The organism is Marinobacter subterrani (assembly GCF_001045555.1).
Taxonomy (GTDB): Bacteria; Pseudomonadota; Gammaproteobacteria; order Pseudomonadales; family Oleiphilaceae; genus Marinobacter; species Marinobacter subterrani.
Map to the genome: position 1 here is coordinate 2,254,006 of NZ_LFBU01000001.1, position 19,014 is coordinate 2,273,019.

At 55.7% G+C, this 19,014-nt stretch carries 22 protein-coding genes and 1 pseudogene; 16 read left to right on the top strand and 7 right to left on the bottom strand.

Features of this window, described 5'->3' with window-relative positions; genetic code table 11:
- Positions 1 to 13: 13 nt before the first annotated feature.
- Together mtgA and msub_RS10615 are read right to left on the bottom strand one after the other, a co-directional pair.
- Positions 14 to 706, bottom strand: a complete 693-nt coding sequence (gene mtgA / locus msub_RS10610) for a monofunctional biosynthetic peptidoglycan transglycosylase (protein ID WP_048495993.1) — start codon at positions 704 to 706, stop codon at positions 14 to 16.
- Positions 707 to 734: 28 nt separating this feature from the next.
- Positions 735 to 1,604 (bottom strand): NAD(P)-dependent oxidoreductase, encoded by an 870-nt coding sequence (locus msub_RS10615; RefSeq protein ID WP_048495994.1) that lies wholly within the window; start codon positions 1,602 to 1,604, stop codon positions 735 to 737.
- 139 nt (positions 1,605 to 1,743) lie between these two features.
- Here msub_RS10615 and msub_RS10620 point away from each other — a divergent pair, with 139 nt between their 5' ends.
- From msub_RS10620 to msub_RS10645, 6 genes are all read left to right on the top strand, one after another.
- Positions 1,744 to 2,049: a 2OG-Fe(II) oxygenase gene (locus msub_RS10620; protein ID WP_048495995.1), complete on the top strand. Its 306-nt coding sequence runs from the start codon at positions 1,744 to 1,746 to the stop codon at positions 2,047 to 2,049.
- A 14-nt stretch (positions 2,050 to 2,063) separates the two neighbouring features.
- The gene (locus msub_RS10625; RefSeq protein WP_227506699.1) at positions 2,064 to 3,311 is read left to right on the top strand and encodes a polyhydroxyalkanoate depolymerase; all 1,248 of its coding nucleotides are present in this window, start codon (positions 2,064 to 2,066) and stop codon (positions 3,309 to 3,311) included.
- 180 nt (positions 3,312 to 3,491) lie between these two features.
- A complete protein-coding gene (locus msub_RS10630; protein WP_227506700.1) occupies positions 3,492 to 3,875 on the top strand; it encodes an SDR family oxidoreductase in 384 nt (127 codons plus the stop codon).
- A 25-nt stretch (positions 3,876 to 3,900) separates the two neighbouring features.
- A complete protein-coding gene (locus msub_RS10635; RefSeq protein WP_048495996.1) occupies positions 3,901 to 5,808 on the top strand; it encodes a PHA/PHB synthase family protein in 1,908 nt (635 codons plus the stop codon).
- Positions 5,809 to 5,887: 79 nt separating this feature from the next.
- Positions 5,888 to 7,378: a M17 family metallopeptidase gene (locus tag msub_RS10640; RefSeq protein WP_053077950.1), complete on the top strand. Its 1,491-nt coding sequence runs from the start codon at positions 5,888 to 5,890 to the stop codon at positions 7,376 to 7,378.
- A gap of 26 nt (positions 7,379 to 7,404) precedes the next feature.
- Positions 7,405 to 8,361, top strand: a complete 957-nt coding sequence (locus tag msub_RS10645; protein ID WP_048495997.1) for a DUF6635 family protein — start codon at positions 7,405 to 7,407, stop codon at positions 8,359 to 8,361.
- A 40-nt stretch (positions 8,362 to 8,401) separates the two neighbouring features.
- On the opposite strand, the gene msub_RS10650 is transcribed toward msub_RS10645, so the two are convergent.
- Positions 8,402 to 9,040, bottom strand: a complete 639-nt coding sequence (locus msub_RS10650) for an SDR family oxidoreductase (RefSeq protein WP_048495998.1) — start codon at positions 9,038 to 9,040, stop codon at positions 8,402 to 8,404.
- Positions 9,041 to 9,107: 67 nt separating this feature from the next.
- On the bottom strand, positions 9,108 to 9,563 hold the full coding sequence (locus tag msub_RS10655; RefSeq protein ID WP_048495999.1) for a GatB/YqeY domain-containing protein: 456 nt from the start codon (positions 9,561 to 9,563) through the stop codon (positions 9,108 to 9,110).
- 132 nt (positions 9,564 to 9,695) lie between these two features.
- On the opposite strand from msub_RS10655, the gene msub_RS10660 reads away from it, so the two are divergent.
- The 5 genes from msub_RS10660 to msub_RS10680 all read left to right on the top strand — a co-directional run bounded on the left by msub_RS10660 (position 9,696) and on the right by msub_RS10680 (position 13,504).
- Positions 9,696 to 10,589: a patatin-like phospholipase family protein gene (locus msub_RS10660; protein ID WP_048496000.1), complete on the top strand. Its 894-nt coding sequence runs from the start codon at positions 9,696 to 9,698 to the stop codon at positions 10,587 to 10,589.
- Positions 10,590 to 10,729: 140 nt separating this feature from the next.
- Positions 10,730 to 10,888, top strand: a complete 159-nt coding sequence (locus msub_RS22530; RefSeq protein WP_082146457.1) for a PEP-CTERM sorting domain-containing protein — start codon at positions 10,730 to 10,732, stop codon at positions 10,886 to 10,888.
- 90 nt (positions 10,889 to 10,978) lie between these two features.
- Positions 10,979 to 11,173 (top strand): hypothetical protein, encoded by a 195-nt coding sequence (locus msub_RS10670; protein WP_048496002.1) that lies wholly within the window; start codon positions 10,979 to 10,981, stop codon positions 11,171 to 11,173.
- Between the two features lie 802 nt (positions 11,174 to 11,975).
- Positions 11,976 to 12,788 (top strand): hypothetical protein, encoded by an 813-nt coding sequence (locus tag msub_RS10675; protein WP_048496003.1) that lies wholly within the window; start codon positions 11,976 to 11,978, stop codon positions 12,786 to 12,788.
- A gap of 290 nt (positions 12,789 to 13,078) precedes the next feature.
- Positions 13,079 to 13,504: an OsmC family protein gene (locus tag msub_RS10680; RefSeq protein ID WP_048496004.1), complete on the top strand. Its 426-nt coding sequence runs from the start codon at positions 13,079 to 13,081 to the stop codon at positions 13,502 to 13,504.
- A gap of 35 nt (positions 13,505 to 13,539) precedes the next feature.
- On the opposite strand, the gene msub_RS10685 is transcribed toward msub_RS10680, so the two are convergent.
- Both msub_RS10685 and msub_RS10690 read right to left on the bottom strand, forming a co-directional pair.
- A complete protein-coding gene (locus msub_RS10685; protein WP_048496005.1) occupies positions 13,540 to 13,968 on the bottom strand; it encodes an organic hydroperoxide resistance protein in 429 nt (142 codons plus the stop codon).
- Between the two features lie 40 nt (positions 13,969 to 14,008).
- Complete coding sequence (locus msub_RS10690; RefSeq protein WP_048496006.1) at positions 14,009 to 14,503, bottom strand: MarR family winged helix-turn-helix transcriptional regulator; 495 nt, start codon at positions 14,501 to 14,503, stop codon at positions 14,009 to 14,011.
- Between the two features lie 179 nt (positions 14,504 to 14,682).
- Between msub_RS10690 and msub_RS10695 the strand changes: the two genes are divergently transcribed.
- From msub_RS10695 to msub_RS10705, 5 genes and pseudogenes are all read left to right on the top strand, one after another.
- Complete coding sequence (locus msub_RS10695; RefSeq protein ID WP_048496007.1) at positions 14,683 to 14,886, top strand: hypothetical protein; 204 nt, start codon at positions 14,683 to 14,685, stop codon at positions 14,884 to 14,886.
- Between the two features lie 81 nt (positions 14,887 to 14,967).
- A pseudogene (locus tag msub_RS21530) lies at positions 14,968 to 15,066 on the top strand (zinc-binding dehydrogenase); the annotation flags it as partial.
- A gap of 193 nt (positions 15,067 to 15,259) precedes the next feature.
- Positions 15,260 to 15,385: a PEP-CTERM sorting domain-containing protein gene (locus msub_RS22535; RefSeq protein WP_227506795.1), complete on the top strand. Its 126-nt coding sequence runs from the start codon at positions 15,260 to 15,262 to the stop codon at positions 15,383 to 15,385.
- Positions 15,386 to 15,472: 87 nt separating this feature from the next.
- Entirely contained in the window at positions 15,473 to 16,252 is a 780-nt protein-coding gene (locus msub_RS10700; RefSeq protein ID WP_048496008.1) for a sterol desaturase family protein, read from the top strand.
- A gap of 204 nt (positions 16,253 to 16,456) precedes the next feature.
- Positions 16,457 to 17,125, top strand: coding sequence for a glutathione S-transferase family protein (locus msub_RS10705; protein ID WP_048496009.1), 669 nt, complete (start codon positions 16,457 to 16,459; stop codon positions 17,123 to 17,125).
- Between the two features lie 51 nt (positions 17,126 to 17,176).
- On the opposite strand, the gene msub_RS10710 is transcribed toward msub_RS10705, so the two are convergent.
- Positions 17,177 to 18,856, bottom strand: a complete 1,680-nt coding sequence (locus msub_RS10710; RefSeq protein ID WP_082146458.1) for a methyl-accepting chemotaxis protein — start codon at positions 18,854 to 18,856, stop codon at positions 17,177 to 17,179.
- Between the last annotated feature and the right edge of the window lie 158 nt (positions 18,857 to 19,014).

A 19,014-nucleotide genomic window follows, 5' to 3' on the forward strand; every position in this document is an offset into this window, starting at 1 on the left:
CACGGACAAGACCCTAAAGATCCCGCAGATACCCCGCCCCCAGCTGCGCCATCTGCTGCCGAATCCAGCCTGTACGCTCCAGTACATAGGAAGAAGGCGAGGCCACGCTCAAAACCTTGGGATTCGGGAGCACAGCCGCCAGCAGGGCGGCCTGATACTCAGAAAGATAGCGGGCGGGCTTGCCGAAATAAGTCTGGCTGGCTGCCTCAACCCCGTAGATGCCGGGCCCGAACTCAGCGATATTCAGGTACACCTCCAGCACCCTCTGTTTTGGCCACAGAAAATCCAGCCCCAGAGCCATCGCCGCTTCTATGGCCTTGCGGATAAAACTGCGGTCATTCCAGAGAAAGAGGTTCTTGGCGGTCTGCTGGGTAATGGTGCTGGCCCCTCGAAGCCCCTCGCCAGCCCGATACTCCGACAGCGCCTGTCGAATCGCAGCAAAATCCACGCCCACATGATGCGGAAACCGTTGATCCTCGCTGGCGACCACCGCCAGAGGCATCCAGAGCGAAATGCCGGACATGGGCACCCACTCATGGGCCACAGAACTCTGGGAATGCGACAACTGGTAGCCCAGGATAAATGCCGAAGTAGGCGGATTCACAAACCGGAACAGCAGCATCACCAACAGAATCAGCGCTATCGCGCCACCGAAGATCAGCAAGAGGTAGTGCAATAGTTTTCGAAAACCCGAAGCCTTGGCCACTGTTCAGAATCCGCTCTCTATCAAAAACCTAATGCAGCTTTTCCAGGTATTCGAACACCGCTGCAAAATCATCGCGGCCACGCCCCGCGTTGTTGGCCTGACCATAGACTGACTTGGCCAGACTGGCCAGGAATAGCGGCTGTTTGTGTTCGTAAGCCGTTACATCCAGCAACTGTAAATCCTTGAGCATCAGTTCCAGAGGAAACTGCGGGTCATAATCACCCTCTTTGATGAGTTCGGCCTTACCCTTGAGAAAAGGCGCAGTCACCGGCAGGTTCGGCAGCGTATCCATCAGGAAATCCCGACTGAATCCAAGTTTCTCACCCAGCAGTGCGGTTTCGGAATACACGAGCATGCTCTGGGCAAGCAGCGCATTCACCAGCATTTTGAAAGCACTGCCCTGGCCAACTGGCCCCACATGAAGAATTTTCTGGCCCATATGATCAAGCAGCGGCCGAACCTCCTCCACATCAGCCGATTCCCCACCGAGCAGAAATGTCAATTCACCGGTTTCGGCCGGCATTTTTGTTCCTGCCACAGGCGCATCCAGGAAACGCAGCCCCCGGTCGTCGGCGCGCTCCGCACACTCCCGGGTGTAGGAAGGATTTACCGTAGAACAGTTAATCCAGAGTGCGCCTTCACCCATCGCATTAATGAATCCACCATCACCAAAGGCAACTTTTTCAACCACTTCCGGTGCGCTGAGCATGGTGAATACCATGTCTGCATCAGCCACCGCCTGCCGGGCAGAATCCGCAGCCTGTGCGCCCGCTTTCCTGAGTGGCACCATGGCTTCCGAAGACCGGTTGAAGACTGTCAGCGTGATCCCTTCATGCTTGAGCAGATTGGTGGCCATGCGGCTACCCATAATGCCAAGGCCGATAAACGCGACGTTCATTCGATTCTCCTTTTTGGTCCCGAACAAAGAGTGTAGTTCAGCCAGATTTGCGGAAAAACCCGTTTGGAGCAAGATTGACCGCTGCACAACAAACCACGCAGACTGTCAGTCAAGTCCTTGAGGAGCAACCACGCCAACAATGCCAGCGAACGTGAAAACCCGGGTCCTGTTTCACTCCAGGCGCCTGAACATCTACCTGGTGCGATACCCTGAGGGGCACAAGGTTGGGCCGCACCTGGATATGATTTCCGAGGGCCGCCTATACAAGCTCAATTGTGTGCTGGTGAAACCCAAAGCCGGTGGCGAATTCATCTGCGACAAGAACATTTTCAACCTGTTCGGGCGGGTTTACCTGTTTCGCCCGGATCTGCATCAGCATCGGGTCTCAAAAATCGAGCGCGGAAATCGGTGGCTCTTGAGTTTTGCGTTAATCTCCGGCCCTTGAAGTGAAGTGTGCTAATGTGGACGGAACTCAAGCAGGACAGTGCCATGATGTATTTTGCCCACGAAATGAGCCGCGCTGCGTTGATGCCCTTGCGTATGGCGACAGACGCACAGAGTAAACTGCTCAGACATCCACTGAGCCCCCTGTCCCATCTGCCAGGTGCTCGCAGCATTGCTTCCGCCTATGGCGTATTCGGCGACTTGACCCGGCGCTACCCGAAACCAGCTTTCAATCTGCACTCAACAGTGTGCGACGGAGAGCAGGTCGACGTCAGCGAAGTCATCATCCAGCGCAAACCCTTTGCCCAGCTCAAGCATTTCCAGCGCAGCGTATCGCGGCCCGATGACCCGAAACTCCTGATCGTTGCGCCGCTGTCCGGGCATTTTGCCTCACTGCTTCGCGGCACCGTCAAGGAAATGCTGCCAGACCACGACGTCTACATCACCGATTGGCGCGATGCCAGTCGGGTGCCCTTGTCCGCTGGCGACTTCGGGCTGGACGACTATATCGATTATGTTATCGATTTTATTGAACAGCTCGGGCCTGACACCCATGTATTGGCGGTTTGCCAACCTGTCGTGCCGGTGCTCGCAGCTACCGCCCTCATGGCCGAAGATAAAAATCCGGCGACGCCTCGCTCACTGGCTCTCATGAGCGGCCCCATAGACGGACGTATCGATCCCACCGCACCCTGCGAACTGGCCACCAAACACAATCTGGCCTGGTTCCGGCGCAACCTTGTTCACCCGGTACCGGCGCCCTACCCGGGGGCCATGCGGAAAGTGTATCCAGGATTCCTGCAACTGACCGGATTCGTGAACATGAACTTCGACCGCCACGTTGACGCCTACCGGGGCCTGTTCAAATCCATGCGTGACAAGGAAGTCGACAAGATCAGGCGTCATCGTGAGTTCTACGACGAGTACCTTGCGGTCATGGACCTGCCGGCCACCTATTACCTGGACACTATCCAGCGTGTCTTCCAGGAGTTTCACCTTGCCCGGGGCTGCTTCATGCACCGTGGCCGAAAGGTGAATCCCGCCGCTATCGAAAAGACAGCACTGATGACGATTGAGGGTGAAAAGGACGACATTTCCAGCCCCGGGCAAACCCGGGCAGCCCATGACCTGTGCGTGAATATCCCCGACGCCAGACGCCTGCACCATCTGCAACAGGGTGTTGGCCATTACGGTGTCTTCAATGGCAGCCAATGGCGCGAATCCATTGCGCCCCGGCTCAAGACATTCATCCGCGAAGCGTGACAGGCTTCACATTTTCTTGTCGCAACTCAGGTGCTCTGCTAGCTTGAATGAGGTGATCAATAATAAGGAATAACGAATAGAGCGGGCTACCGCTCCCGTCAGCCTGAGGGCGACGAAGTTGCCAGGGAAATCGAGGCGACCGGCGTCCGGGCACTTGCCTTCAAAGCAGACCTGTCAAAAATGCCGGAGGCACCGAGCCTGGTGCGTCAGGTTCAGGAACAGTGGGGCCGCATCATCAACATCACTTCTTTCGTCGGGCAGGCCGGCAACTTCGGGCAAGCCAACTTTGCGGCCAGTAAGGGCGGCATTATCGCGTTTACCAAGACCGTGGCACTGGAGATGGCAAAGCACAACATTACGGTCAATGCCATTGCCCCGGGCTTCACCGAAACCGAAATGCTGGCACAGGTCCCGGAGAATATTCGAGAACAGATCATTGCCCGGGTTCCAATGGGTCGTTTTGGCAAACCGGAGGAAATTGCCCGCGCCGTTGTTTTTCTGGCCGCAGAAGGAGATTACATCACCGGCCAGCAGATCAACGTTAACGGCGGCGTTTACATGTAACACGTGAAAGGCAGAGGGTGAAAACATGGCTGATAAACCAATAACAAAGCAATCACCGCCTGAATTCGAACCCGACGTGGTAAGCCGCTCACTGGCACGAGCGAGCGTGCATGGTGGTCACCTGATCAAGCGCTCTATCATGCGCCGTTTACGCGGCGGCTCGCCAAACCCCACCAGCATTCAAAGCATGGCAAAACCGTTTGTCACCATGACCGGCAAGCTTGCCACCCAGCCGGACACGCTTCTTTTCGCGCAGATGCGTCTGGCCCGAGACGCCACGCGGTTCTGGTCTGGCTTGCTGACCAGCAGTATCGGCAAGAAACCACTGGCCGTGGCCGAGCCGGAACCCGGCGACCCCCGCTTCCGGGACCAGGCATGGAACGACGTCATAGCCTTCAATGCCGTCAAACAGGCCTATTTGCTGTCAACTCGCTGGGTGATGGACACCATTGACGATGTCAGGGATCTGGACGATCACAATAAGCGGAAAGTCCGCTTTTTTACCAGCCAGATGACCGATGCCCTCGCCCCGAGTAACTTCATCCTGAGCAATCCGGAAGTATTGCGCACAACCGTCAAGACACGGGGCAAAAACCTGCTGCGAGGCCTGGCGAACCTGCTTCGTGATCTGGACGAAGGCAAGGGCCCGATGCCCTTCCGCATGTCTGACCCGGACGCCTTTGAGGTGGGCGACAATCTGGCCAACACCCCTGGCGACGTCGTGTTCCAGAACGATCTGATGCAACTCATCCAGTACCGGCCGACGACCGACAGCGTCCATCGCCGACCTTTGCTGGTGATCCCCCCCTGGATCAACAAATACTACATTCTTGATCTTGGTGAGAAAAAGTCGTTCATCCGCTATTGGGTGGAACAGGGGCATACCGTGTTTGTGGTTTCCTGGGTAAATCCCGGGCCGGAGCTGGCGCATAAGAGCTTTGAAGATTACATGCTCGAAGGTCCGGTCGCCGCCATGGATGCGATCGAGCAGGCTACGGGCGAGAGAGAAATCAATACCGTCGGATACTGCATCGGCGGAACCCTGTTGGGTTGCACCCTCGCCTGGCTGGCCGCTCGCGGCGATGCCCGCGTAAAAAGCGCGACTTTTCTCAACAGCTTGATGGATTTCTCGGAAGTCGGCGACCTGGAGGTCTTTATTGACGAGGACTCTATTGCCAAAATCGAGAAGGCCATGAACAAACAGGGCTATCTTGAGGGTGCCTCCATGGCAACGGCCTTCAACATGCTGCGGGCCAACAGCCTGATATGGTCGTTTTTCGTCAACAATTACCTTCTCGGGCGCGACACGGCACCCTTTGACCTGTTGTACTGGAACTCGGACGCCACTCGCATGCCAGCGACCATGCACAGTTTTTACCTGCGCAATATGTATCTGAACAACCGGCTGCGCGAACCCGGTGGTATTACCCTCGCAGGCACGCCGATCAATCTGGGAAAGGTCAAAATTCCAAGCTACTTCGCATCCGCTATCGAGGATCACATCGCGCCCTGGATTTCCTGCTACAAGGGAGCCCGTAATCTGGGTGGACCACTGCGTTTTGTCCTCGGCGGTTCGGGACACATAGCCGGCATCATCAATCCACCGGAGAAGAAGAAGTACGGTTATCGTCTGAACAAGGCAAACCCACCGGATCCCGACGACTGGCTGAAAGACGCCAAACAGTTTGAAGGTTCCTGGTGGCCCGACTGGGTGGCATGGGCTGAACAGTTCGGTGGCGGCGAGGTGGCGGCCCGCAATCCGGGAGAGGGAAATCTGCCCGTGATAGAGCCCGCGCCCGGAGCCTACCTGCGCAACGAGCCGGCACCTCCAACCCCGGCAATCCGGAGGCGACGGCAACCGCCACGAAGGAAATCGGCTTCCGGTAAGCAGGGCAAGCAGAAAGCCCCGGCACCCGAGAAAGTCCCCCAGTGAGCCACCTGCGGAGTGCGAGTGCAGTTCTGGAACTGTCTCCTCCGCCCATTTGTACGAAAACTTCGCAAGGAAACCACCTATGACGCCTGAACTCCCGGAATTACATAAGATACGGATACAAAGCGAGGAAGCCACCCCCGCCTCCTGGGAATTCGAGCCGACAACGGGCATTGTCATTCTGCTACCGAATGCTGATCGCAGTGCAATCGCATCGACACCCTGGCGTGATTTTCTGACCCGGATGCTCTCAAGGTATCCGGAAACCGAGAACCCGGTACATTTCTCCACCCCTCACGGGGGGCGTGCCGCGGCTGTCTCTGTCTCAGAGAGTGTATCGACTTTCAAAGCTCTGACGCTGGCCCGCAAAGCGATCGGACCGTTGCTGGCTGAGCGCCCGTCAGAGCTGACCGTTATCTCCCTTTTGGATGATGAACATGCTGCTGGCGTTATGGGAGAGGCACTGTTGGCGGCAATTCACGCCGGCCTGTTCCAGCTGCCTCGCATTTCGGGCACCTCCCCGACGCCAAAGACGCTTGAGGCCATCCACTTTTACGGCACCGGTTTTAAACACGCAGACTTCAAGCACGTTGAAGCAACCGCAGAAGGCAACAACCTGGCCCGATGGCTGACCCATTTGCCAGGCAACTACCTGACGCCAGGCATTTATCGGGATTTGGCCGAATCCCTGGCACAAAAGGAAGGCTGGGAGACCCATTTTTACGACCTGGATGAACTGGAAAAGCTTGGTGCCGGGGCATTCCTCTCCGTTGTACAAGCCAGCCCGGTCAGGGACGCGGGCATACTGCACCTGAAGTACCGCCCCGACGGCGCTCAGGGCAAACCACTCGCCCTGGTAGGCAAAGGGATCTGTTTCGACACCGGTGGCAGCAACCTGAAGGTAAGCGGCAGCATGCTCGGCATGCACGGCGATATGCAGGGCAGCGCCGTTGCGCTTGGCGCCTTTCTGGCCATAACCCGCCTGAAGTTGTCCCAACCGGTGGATTGCTGGCTCGCGCTTGCCGAAAACCACATCGGGTCCCGGGCCGTTAAATGCAACGATGTCGTTACTGCCCTGGATGGCACCACCATTGAACTGATCAACACCGATGCCGAGGGAAGAATGGTTCTCTCCGATACGCTGGCACTGGTGTCCCGAGGCAAACCTCGGGCAATCATTGACTATGCAACGCTTACGGGTGCGGTCGTAGCCGCGCTGGGGCAGCGGATGGCCGGCGCCATAACCAATCGCCGTGACTGGGTGGAGCCCATAATCCAGGCCGGGGAGCGTTGCGGAGAGCGAGTCTGGCCGTTTCCGTATGAAGACGATTACGACGAAGACCTGGAATCAAAAGTTGCCGATACCCTGCAATGCCGAACAACAGGCCCCGGCGATCACATCTATGCAGCGCGCCTGCTAGGGCGTTTTGTGGATAAAGACATCGGTTGGATACACGTCGATATGGCGTCCTCCGGCACGCATAAGGGCGGGTTGGCCCACATCCCGACAGACTTGCAAGGTTTTGGTGTACGCTTCGGAGTGGAATGGTTCAAAAGGCTGATCGAAGAATAACAGTGCTGAATTCGATGTAACCAACCATGCCCGAAACGCAGGAACAAACCGCTTCCGAAGCCGAGGTAGAACAGGCACTCCGGTCAGCCGTCGAGCGCTACTTTGACGATTGCCGGGCCCGGATACCAGCGTTCATCGACCGACATTTCCATTATCCGGGTGCTATTGCAACCAATCGGAAGGCGCTGGGATGGGACATGCTTCGGGCGCCAATCAATCTGCTGTGGGCGCCGGTATACGCTCTCGCCTGCGTGCTGAAAATGCTGCTCCCAAAGAGTTCAGGCTTGAGCTGGTTCCATAGACTGGTCAACCGCGTGCCCGCCGGTCTTACCACCCGGGTACAGCAGCATATCTCCCACCTGATCCTGGTAGAGCTTTTGAACAATGGACACGAAAAAGCTTTGCTGGAGAGCTACCTGATCGAAGAGCTGGAAGCTGTCTATCAGCGCTCTGACTGCGACCCTATCAATCACACGCAATTCAAAAAGCTGATTGGACCGCTGGTAGCTGACACGCTCAGTCAGTATCGCGTAACCCGCACGGCTTCCGCCGATATTTCCAACAGCATTACCTGTACGGTGTTGGGCGCATTTGCCTTTCAGAAGTTTACCCCGGGAGGCATTGGCCTGGGCGTAGTGCTCGCATCCATGCTGGCAAAAACCCTGGCCGCCAGGGACTTCATCCTGGGCGAAACCATCGGCGGCTGGTACTACAGCCTATTTCCACCGGAGCCTTCATTGGCAACAACCGCTGGCGTTATGCTTGCCGTCATGGCCGCATTGGCTGCGTTTGCAGCTTTATCCGGCGTGATTTTCGATCCCGTTCAGGCTGCGGTGGGGTTGCACCGAAGGCGACTGCACAAACTGCTTGATCATCTACAAAAAGACATTACGCTCAGCACCCAAAGCAGCTTCCGACCAAAGGACCAGTTTGTCGCGCGAATTCTGGACACGTTCGACATGATCAGATCGAGTCTGCTCTAGCGGTCCGAATTCCAGACTGGCTATTGCTGATAGGTGGAAGTTACAGTTTTGCCATAGCCTCGGGTACCGGCGTATCGCCCGACACCACGTCAAATACCCGGTTTGCGGTATTATCTGAATCCAGCACTGCCAGCAGTACCCGTGCAACATCCTGGCGTGGAATCTGGCCGAAGTTCTCCAATCCCGCACTCACCGCAACCTTGCCAGTGCCTTCATCATCTGTCAGCCGGCCCGGCCGAACAATCGTGTAAGTCAGACCACTGTTCTTCAGGTGCTCATCAGCATTGTGCTTGGCCTGAAGGTAATGACGAAGTTTCTCCGGCCCCTTCTCCGGCGCTCCAGCCCCCATGCTGCTCACCATGATAAAGCGCCTGATCCCCATGGCGCAGGCCGTATCCACCATCCGGATGGCACCGTCCTGATCGACATCGATGGTCTTATCAGGCCCGGTATGAGGGCCTGAGCCCGCGGTGAAGATCACCGCATCGCAACCTCTCATGGCCTCACTGCAGTCCTGTTCCAGATCGCCCAGTACCGTTTCCGTAGCGCCCAGTTGCTGCAACTCAGGGCCCTGATCCGGATGACGTACCAGAGCCCGGGCCTCATGACCACTCTCTGCCAATTCCCGCAACAGATATTGCCCGATTTGCCCGTTGGCGCCGGCGATGAACACATGCATGGTGGTTCTCCTGGTTAGCTGATTGGCGTTTACTTCCTGTTACAGCTGAAGGTACCGCGCGTGAATTTCAACCCGCCAGCGCTTCCCGCACCTTCTTGCTAAGATGGCCCATATCAACCCGGCCAAGTACCTGGGGCTTCAGTTCGTTCATCACTTTACCCATATCCTGCATACCCTGGGCGTCGGTTGAGCTGATCGCCATGCGGATAAGGCCATCCAGGTCATCCTCGTTCAGGGCGGCGGGCATGAACTCTTCGATGATCACCATTTCCGCCCGTTCCTTGTCACCCAACTCCTCACGACCGGCATCGTCGTACTGACTGGCGGCATCGCGGCGTTGCTTCAGCATTTTGTCCAGCACCTTCAGAACGTCCTCGTCATTCAGCTCGCGGCGTTCATCAATCTCGATCTGCTTTACGGCAGACTGGGCCATGCGCAAGGTTACAAGCCGGGTTTTATCCTTGTTCCGCATTGCCTCTTTCACTGCGTTGTTCAATTGTTCCTTGAGTGTTGGTGCCGTCATTGTCGACCTCCTGTTTTGTGGTTTATATCTGATTCATGGGGACGAAATGCGAATATTACAAAGGCCAGGCATTCCATGCTGCATGCCGAACGGTAGAATGGAGTAAATCAGTCGATTCATCAGGGCCCACGCATGAAGCTCAACCCGTTTAACACCCGTATCGGCCTGGCTCTGGGAGGCGGTGCGGCCAAGGGCATTGCCCACATTGGCGTACTGAAGGCCTTCGAAGAAGAGCAGATCAGGATTCATTGCATTTCCGGCACCAGCGCGGGCGCACTTATCGCCTGCTATTACGCCTTCGGCCGACCGGCAGAGTCCATACTTTCCATTTGCTCGACGCTGAACCTGTCGAAAATTATCAATTTCACGCTTGAGCGTGGAGGCCTGTTCAGCACCAATGCCATCCGGGAGATGATCCATCGCGATCTTGGGGATGTCCGGATCGAAGACGCTGAAATCCCGCTGGCCATCTGCGCAACGGATATCGAAACCGGCGAGCAGCTCATTTTCAGAGAAGGGAACCTGGCGGATGTCGTCTGCGCCTCCATGGCAGTACCCGGCCTGTTTGTGCCAGTGGAGATTGATGGCCGGATTCTGGTAGATGGCGGGCTGGTTGAGAACGTCCCGATTTCACCCCTGGCGAAAATGGGCGCAGGGATTACCGTCGCCATCGACCTGAGCCATGTCAGCCGGTACCCGAAACCGGAGAGTACCTTTGATGTAATCACCAACGCCATCAACATCGGGATCGACTTCAATACCCGCAAGCAGCTCAAAAACGCTGACATAGCCGTGCCTCTGGATTTAAGCCATTACAGCCTCACCAACAACGCCGATCGCGTGGAAGAGCTTTATCTGGAGGGCTATCACCCCATGAAGAAGAAGATACGCACGGTGCTCTGGTACAAGCGAATGAATGCCATTATCAGCCTGCTGAAAGCAGTCAGGACGCTGCTGCCCTTCAAAGTACCCGAGATTCTCCAAAGCCTTAAACACCATACTTTTACCGCGCGCAATCGAAGTTAGCGACTCCCCCTTCAAACCGCCGGATATCTTTACACCTGTGCATTTGCCCAAAATCCAGGTCATTGATTGCGCAGGTTTCAGCATCCCTGGCCTGAAAAATGGCATGCCCATTGTGAGCCCACAAAAATCGAAGGTTCACTATGAAATACATTATCACTGGACTGATTCTCTCAACCCTCTCTGCGACTGCGCTGGCAGGTATAACAGGCCCAGTCACCCCGGTTCCCGAGCCCGGCATGCTGGGTTTATTTGCAGCCAGCGTGGCGGCGCTGTTTGTCGTCAGGAAATTCCGGAAATAATAGTAGGTTGCAGTAAAGCAAACCTTTACGGACATACAGGGACGAGGAAGCAGTGACGCTGCAGTTCCATAAACGCCCGAACAAAGTTCTATGGCAACCTATCAGATACTTTACCTGCTCAGCATTCCGCTTATTTTGGCAGCCCAGTACCGCTTCGCCCGGAACGAACTTCTCCGGGATCGGTATGACCGCTGGTTCAATAACCTGAGCCTGGGCTTTATCAACGAAGCCCTTCTTCTGGCTCTGGATTTGTCCGGCTACTGGCTCACGCGAATATCCGCCTGAACTCCCGTACAGAGTCCCTGATCAATCTGCTTTTTGTGACACCGGGCACGCATCAGCAGCTTGGCGCGCTATTGGCACTGCCACTTCGAACCTTCAGGAAAGAAAAAGTCAGCCGGTCTGAATAGGCTGCTTGTACGTCCCCGCCTACTCCCTCTGAATGTGGCCGAATCGATATGATCAAGCCCACCGAAGCATTAAGGTAGGCGCCTCGCTGATGCTAACTTCCCGGTTCACCGAAACCTGATCAAACCTTCCGGCGGTGAACCAAAAACCCCGTTTGAAGACTATTCTTCACACCCGACCATTTTCAATGCGAACGGAGCTTGCGCATGATTACAGTTCACAAGCCAGTGGCCAAAGGCATTTCCGGCGACTACGATTTTGCCTGAAGAAGCAAAATCGCTTTGCTCAGTTGTATCCGCTGCTTTCGCTGTCAACCTTGAAACCGGATCGCCTTACCGGTAGCCATCCATACTGGTGAAGAGGGGGTCTTCTCCCCCTTAGTACGGTAGCGAACAGACAGAACCTCACTGACACGCTAGCCTGAAAACGTTACAAGCCGCTAATCGGTAGTATGGCTATGAACCCACACAGAACCTTTCCTCAAGGCGGTTTCGCCCCACGCGACGGCCGATCTTTCTTAAGAAGCCAACGATCTGTCCGGCCTCTGCACGGTTTCCGGATGTCCAACCCCCATCAGCGTTGTGCGCGAGAGCAATGCTCTCCCTCAAGTAATGGTGATAGCTGTCCCCTGAAAACGGTAAAAGCAGATTTCCCAAAAGATGTTTAGAGGGAGTGCATTATGTTTAAAAGGACTTTTAATTCAGGTCTTGCTGCAACAGTACTATGCGCCAGTGTATTACTGAGTGCCTGTGGCGGAGGCGGAGGCTCTGGTAGCTCCGGTGGCTCTGCCAGTCCTGCCAGCTCGGATGGAGATGCCACCACGCTGAAAGCCGGACTCTACAAGGCAAAAGTACTGTACCTTAATGGAAATCCTCAACAAACCGCTACCATTTACCTCAGCCCGACAGGCAAGTTTGCAGCTGTCTTCGGAGGGAATTCGGGACTTACGCTTGGAAATCTCGACTTTGCTAACACGAGAATCACCGGGACCAGTAGTGACTACCGCCAACCGGATCCTAAAGGTTTTTTTGAAGATAAGGGCGTTGAGGACGGAACGATAACCGGGACTATTACCTCACAAGGGTCTGCAACGTTTTCTACCTCTGACGCAAAGGGTCAGGTTGATACGAACGTCACGCTGCAGCGGCAAAATGCTCTCAGCGATTTGGGGATCTCGCTGGGGAGAGCTTCTGGTACTTATGTAGCTTCACCTGATGTATTTCTGAACATCTCTAGCGACGGATCACTCTATGCTGAGCACTATACGCTGGAGACGGGCTGCCGATTTGAAGGAACCGACAGCGTCTCCGTGCCTGATGCTTCAATCAACGTCTTTAATATCACCTACACAATGTCCAACTGCAACGACGACAATCACAATGGCGAATACTCCGGCGTCGGCTTTTTCGGCCCGGCACCAGATGGGCGAATGCAAATGATATTCGCAGCCCACAACGGCATCGTGGCGATGAAATTCGAAGGCATCAAATAAGAGGCCCGCATTGAGCGCCATCAAGGCGAAGCGCGTTCACTCCACGGCAGGACCGCAGGAGCTACCCCTTTGGCATCTGGTTCCTGAAGTATCTCTGGCTGGCAATCTGTCATCCGTGGAAACGGCCAATGCCCCATCCCCTGGTCGGTAACGCCGAAATGGATTGTCGCCCTGTTGACGAGGTTTAGATCCCATGTTTAAGTCAGATAGGGTTTATTGTGCGCAGCCTTTTTAGCCGCGCCAATAAATCCGGAAGCTCATACAGCAATCTGAAATGGCAAGGAGACACCATGAAACGCAATGCAAGCGCACACTGGGAAGGCAGCCTGAAGGATGGCAAGGGTACAGTTTCCACAGAAAGTGGCGTACTTTCAGAGCAGCAGTATTCCTTCAAAACCCGTTTTGAGAATGGCAAGGGAACCAACCCGGAGGAGCTGCTCGGCGCTGCCCATGCAGGCTGCTTTTCCATGGCATTGTCCATGATCCTGGGTGAGTCCGAGCATGTACCTGACAGCATTGACACCAAGGCCAGTGTGACTCTGAGCCAAGGGAGCGACGGCTTCGAAATATCAGCCATCCATTTTGACGTTACTGCAAAAGTACCCGGAATTGGGCAGTCAGAATTCCTGGAGGCGGCCAACACCGCCAAGATGAACTGCCCGGTATCAAAAGCTCTGAAATCTGACATCACCATGGACATTCATCTGACCGAGTAGCCCTGTCCGGTCCTTTAATCCATGGAAACCCGGTGTCAGTCGACCCGGTTGAGAGTTACATAGATGTTGCCACGGGTAGCGTTGGAATAGGGGCACACCTTATGGGCTTCATCAATCAGCTGCTTGGCCTGGGCATCGTCCATGCCCGGCAGGCTGATACGCAGCTCCACTTCAATACCGAACCCGCCGGGAATCTGACCAATACCGACAACGCCTTCAATAGAGGCATCTTCCGGTATTTTCAGCTTGTCACGGCCCGCCACAAACTTCATTGCCCCGATGAAGCACGCGGAGTAACCGGCCGCAAACAGCTGCTCCGGGTTCGTGCCTTTGCCGCCGGCACCGCCCAGTTCTTTGGGCGTCGACAGCTCAACGTCCAGAACGCCGTCGGAAGAAATGGCCCGGCCATCACGGCCGCCGGTTGCTTCTGCGTAGGCACGATATGCAACTTGTTCGATAGACATAATGCTCTCCTCTTTGCTTGGTTCAGGCGAGAGCGCCCGGTCAGGCGATCTCTTCCAGATGATTGTCCAGATGACTGTGCAAGCGGTTCCTCAGGGCACAGAGCTGGGTTTTCAGGTCTTCAAGTTCGGTCAGTGAGCAACCAGAGGCGCTCGCTATCCGCTCAGGAATCCGCCCTGCCACTTCCTGCAGGCTCCGTCCTTTCTCGCTAAGTCGAATGATCACCTGCCTCTCGTCCTCAGGTGACCGATGCCGCTCCAACAACTTCTGTTTCTCCAGGCGTTTCACAAGCGGCGTCAGGGTGCCGTAATCCAGGAACAGACGCTCCTTGAGACCAGAGACCCGGATGCCGTCCTGTTCCCACAACACCAGCATCACCAGATACTGGGGATACGTCAGCCCCAGCTCCGACAACAACGGCTTATACAGCTTGGTCATGGCCAGCGACGCGGAATAGAGGGCGAAACACATCTGCCGGTCCAGCGTCAGCAGGTCGGCTCCGCGCTCCAATAGTTCTGAGGATTCAGGCTCTGGCATATAACTCGCTCACGATTACCTTGTGCACGATTTAAATTAGCGCAGTAAACTGCCGGATGCAACCCCAGTGCGATGAAACCAACGAGGGCGGAGCATGAATAGTACAAAAGGTATAAAGTTCATGATGAACCCGAATCCGGGCGACATCCGGGTCGCCTTTAGCCGGAGATAATCACGCTATGGAAACCGCCAACCTGTTTTGGGGACTGCTGTTCAGCTCCATCGGAATCGGTTATTTCATTTACGGGCGAAGGCAGTCAAACCTGGTCGCCCGTTACTGCGGGATAGCCCTGATGCTGTACCCTTACCTGGTAACCAATACCCTTGCCCTGGTGGCTGTTGGCATTGTGCTGATGCTAGCGCCCCGGTTTATTGATATCTGATGATCACACTTTTGGAGGCCACAGCATGATTGTCGTCACTCTGTCGCAACCAGGCGGATTGGATAATCTTGAGATCATTGACCGGTCATTGACCACTCATTCGCATTGAAAGATATTGCGGATGCATTCCGCTACGAGGAGTCTGGCAAGCATTTCGGCAAGATCTGTCTGGAGTTTTAGGGCGGGAACTCGCCGATGCCTGCCATCCGACGTCGACCCGTCGAATATTTTTACAGCTGAAAATTTGCAAAAAATCCAGGTTATTGATTCCCGTAGCTTCGGTGCCATTGGCCTGGAAAATGCTTCATTCATAATGAGCCCACAACATGGAAGGTTCATTATGAAATACCTCATCACTGGATTGATCGTCTCAATGCTCTCTGCAACTGCTCTCGCCGGTATCGTACCACCTCCGGTTTCGGTTCCGGAACCCGGCATTCTGGGATTATTTGCAGCGAGTGTGGCAGCACTCTATGTCGTCAGGAAGTTTCGTAAGTAGTGCTTTTCCACAACAAAACCTTTTACAGGTAGCAGGGACAAGGAAAGCAGGGACGCTGCAGTTCCAGAAGGGCCCTAATAAAATGCCATGGCCGCTTATCAGATTCTGTACCTGATCAGTATTCCGCTGGTTGTTGCAGCGGAATATCGCTTCACCCGAAACGAGCTTGTCCGCGATCGTTACGATCGCTGGTTTAACAACCTGAGCCTGGGCTTTATCAACGAGGCCCTTCTTCTTGCCTCTCCGGTATGGATTTCCCTGTTTCTGCTACCAGCGTCACCTTCTCCCCGCCTAAACCCATTGCTGGCGGCCCTGATTGCTTTCCTGGTTCTGGATTTGGTCAGCTACTGGCTCCACCGCGCATACCACCACTTCAGCGCGCTCTGGCGACTGCATCGCGTGCACCACTGTGACCTTGAACTGGATTATTCAACGACCTTTCGTCACCACCCAGGGGAAGTCCTTGTCAGTTTGCTCGTTATCTATCTGCTGATGGCAACACTGGCCCTGGCACCCAGTCAGGTCATCCCCTATGTGATTGCAGTCAAGGCCGCTCAGCTTCTGGCCCACTCGAATATCCGCCTGAACACCCGTGCAGAGTCCCTGATCAACCTCTTTTTCGTGACACCGGGCACGCATCAGTATCACCACTCAAGACAACAACCCGAGACCGATTCCAACTTCGGGGAGGTTTTGACTGTCTGGGACCGGCTGTTTGGCACCTATACCTGCCCTCTTTGCTCCCCGACGCCTTCAGGTTTTGGCCTGAACGAGTTTTCAGAGGCCAGCGACCAGCAACTTGGCGCGCTACTGGCAATGCCCGTAAGGCCCTTCAGGAAAAAAGGAACCGGTAGCAGGCATGGGTAGGTTGCTTATAGGCCCCGCTCTTTCCGCTCCGAATGTGGCGGAATCGATATGATGAAGCTCCCTGAAACATTAAGGTAGACCCTGAGCCTGTGACTAATTTCCGGTTCACCGAACTCTGACCAGACCTTCCGGCAGTGAACCAAAAACCCATTTCCAGACTACTCTTCCTACCTGGCCATTTTTCAATGCGAACGGAGCTTGCACATGATTACAGTTCACCACCTCAACAATTCCCGCTCACAACGCATTCTCTGGATGCTGGAAGAGCTCGGCGTGCCCTATGAGATCAAACGCTACGAGCGTGACCCGAAAACCATGCTGGCACCGGAGAGCCTGAAGAAGGTTCACCCGCTGGGCAAATCCCCGGTGATTACCGACGGTGATCTGGTGGTCGCGGAATCCGGTGCCATTATCGAATACCTTGCCCACACCTACGGCAAAGACACCATGCTGCCGGAGGATGGCGGCCAGGCGTGGCTCGATTACACCTACTGGTTGCATTACGCCGAAGGGTCCCTGATGCCGCCGCTGGTGATGCGCCTGGTGTTCGAGAAAATAAAAACCAGCCCCATGCCGTTCTTCATCAAGCCAGTGGCCAAAGGCATTTCCGACAAAACCAATGAGACCTTCATCGGACCGATGATCAAGACCCACCTCGATTTTGTCGAAGACCATCTGGCAAAAAACACCTGGTTTCTGGGAGACAACCTAAGCGCGGCGGACATCCAGATGAGCTTCCCGCTGGAAGCCTCCGTAGCCCGCGGCATCGTCGGCAGGAACCGGCCCCATATCACCGCCTGGGTGGAACGGGTGCATGCGAGGCCGGCCTACCGGCAGGCACTGGAAAAGGGCGGAAAATACGATTTTGCCTGAACCAGCGAGCCGATGATACCGACCGCAAAGTACCGAAACTGATGAGGGCAGCTACCTGTTACCCGTCAGTAGAAGATCCGGATTAAAGCCCATGACCACCGCGCCCCAGTGCTTGCCGTTCACATACACGGGAATCGAGAGATCATTCAGAATTTCTCCCGTATCGCGGATATAGGTCTGCAGCAGGAACCGTTCGGTGTGGCTGGCTCGCCGTTGTTCCGTTTCGTTGCTGTTATAGAGCCGCTGATCACGGCTGAAGAGAAGGTCTTTTTCACGATCACCGGTGATTGGCTGCGACGTTGCTTTGTGGTGAACCGGAATGTAACCATTGGCGTCCAACAACAGGCTGTAAATCGTACCGTCAAAGCGCTCTTTACTGCGGTCGGTCAAATCCTGGAGCGCCTGTTTGAAACGATCGACGAATCGGGTCCGGTACTTTTGTGGCCAGGTATTCGGCACCGGTTCATAACGGCGGTCAAAGATGTCAACGCCTTGCTGGGCCAGCTCATTGAGCCTGTTCTCGAATTCTGCCGCCAGCGCCTGACGCTCTTCCAGAATTTCCTCGAACGCGCCTCGCCCGATTCGGTAGCGGGCCAACAACGCCATTGAGGCCTCGGTAGCCTTGCGCAGTTGCTCGGAGTAGGCGTCCGATTCGGCGATTTCCCTCGCCAGTTCACGGCCAAGTTGATGAATCTGGTTGCCGTGCTCGTGCACCTGACGATTGGTAATACTGACCTCCTCCACTGAGGAGGTAATCGAGAGCAGCTCTTCGTGCGCCTGCTCGATGTACTGCAGCATGTCGCCAAACTGGGATGCTGTCGAGGTGACGTCCTTGCGGGCCTGATCGGTGTGCTCCAGCAACTGTGCGGTGTCCTTTTCGGTGCGAACAACCCGGGAATCCATATCGCTGATGATCTGATTCACGTCACCCGTGGCCGACGCAATCTTCTGGGCGAGTTGGCGCACTTCATCGGCCACCACAGCAAAGCCACGACCGGCCTCGCCCGCGCGGGCCGCCTCGATGGCGGCATTCAACGCCAACAGATTGGTCTGGTCTGAGAACCCCTGCACCATCTCCAGAATCTTGCCGATTTTACCCGCGCTCTCGCTGAGGCCTGCCACCGTCTCGCGGAAGGTCAGCAACTGGTCATTAACCTGCCGGATTTGTTCCGCCACCTGAGAAAGCGCCTGATTGGACTGCCGCACGCCGTCAAGATTCCGGGAATTGAGCTCCGAAACCGATCCGGTTCGCTGGGTAATGTCCTCCAGGGCGGTGGCACCCTCGCCACTGGACTGGGCAATCAGCTCCGAGACTTCTTCCTGCTTGCTGGCGCTCTGCTGTGCCTCGCCGGTGAGCTTGCGCAGCCGCGCGGACTGCACCGCCACCTGCACCGCATGATGGCGCAGATCTGACAGCGCGCTCCGCATGCTGACCAACAGCTCATTGTGCTCTCTGGCAATCCGCCCTGCCTGGCCGGAGCCGACTGGCTGGTCCCTGGATATATCGAGCACCCCCTGGCCCGCGCCGGAGTCCGTCTGCGTTTCGGCACTGGCCGACCGATCACGGCCCAGCCACCAGGCCAATCCCGTTATCAGAAAAGCCAGCCCAAACCCGATCAGGGCAAAAGCCGGCACCACCACAACCAGTGCAAACAGGGCCAGAACCAAAACGCTGCTGACGCGGCATGCCCAGGGTTGCCATAGACGACCTTCTGAAGCGACTGCATTCATTGTTGTTTTCACTCTCTGCAGGAAACAGTATTTTTTGGTTATCGGCAGGGCTCACCAGAACTTCAGCGCATTTTCGGCTCCACCACAACTGCAAGCCGAGTAGCTTCTGGTGGAATGGCCCGGAGGAAATCAATCAGTCCCGGTTGGCCCTGGTGTCG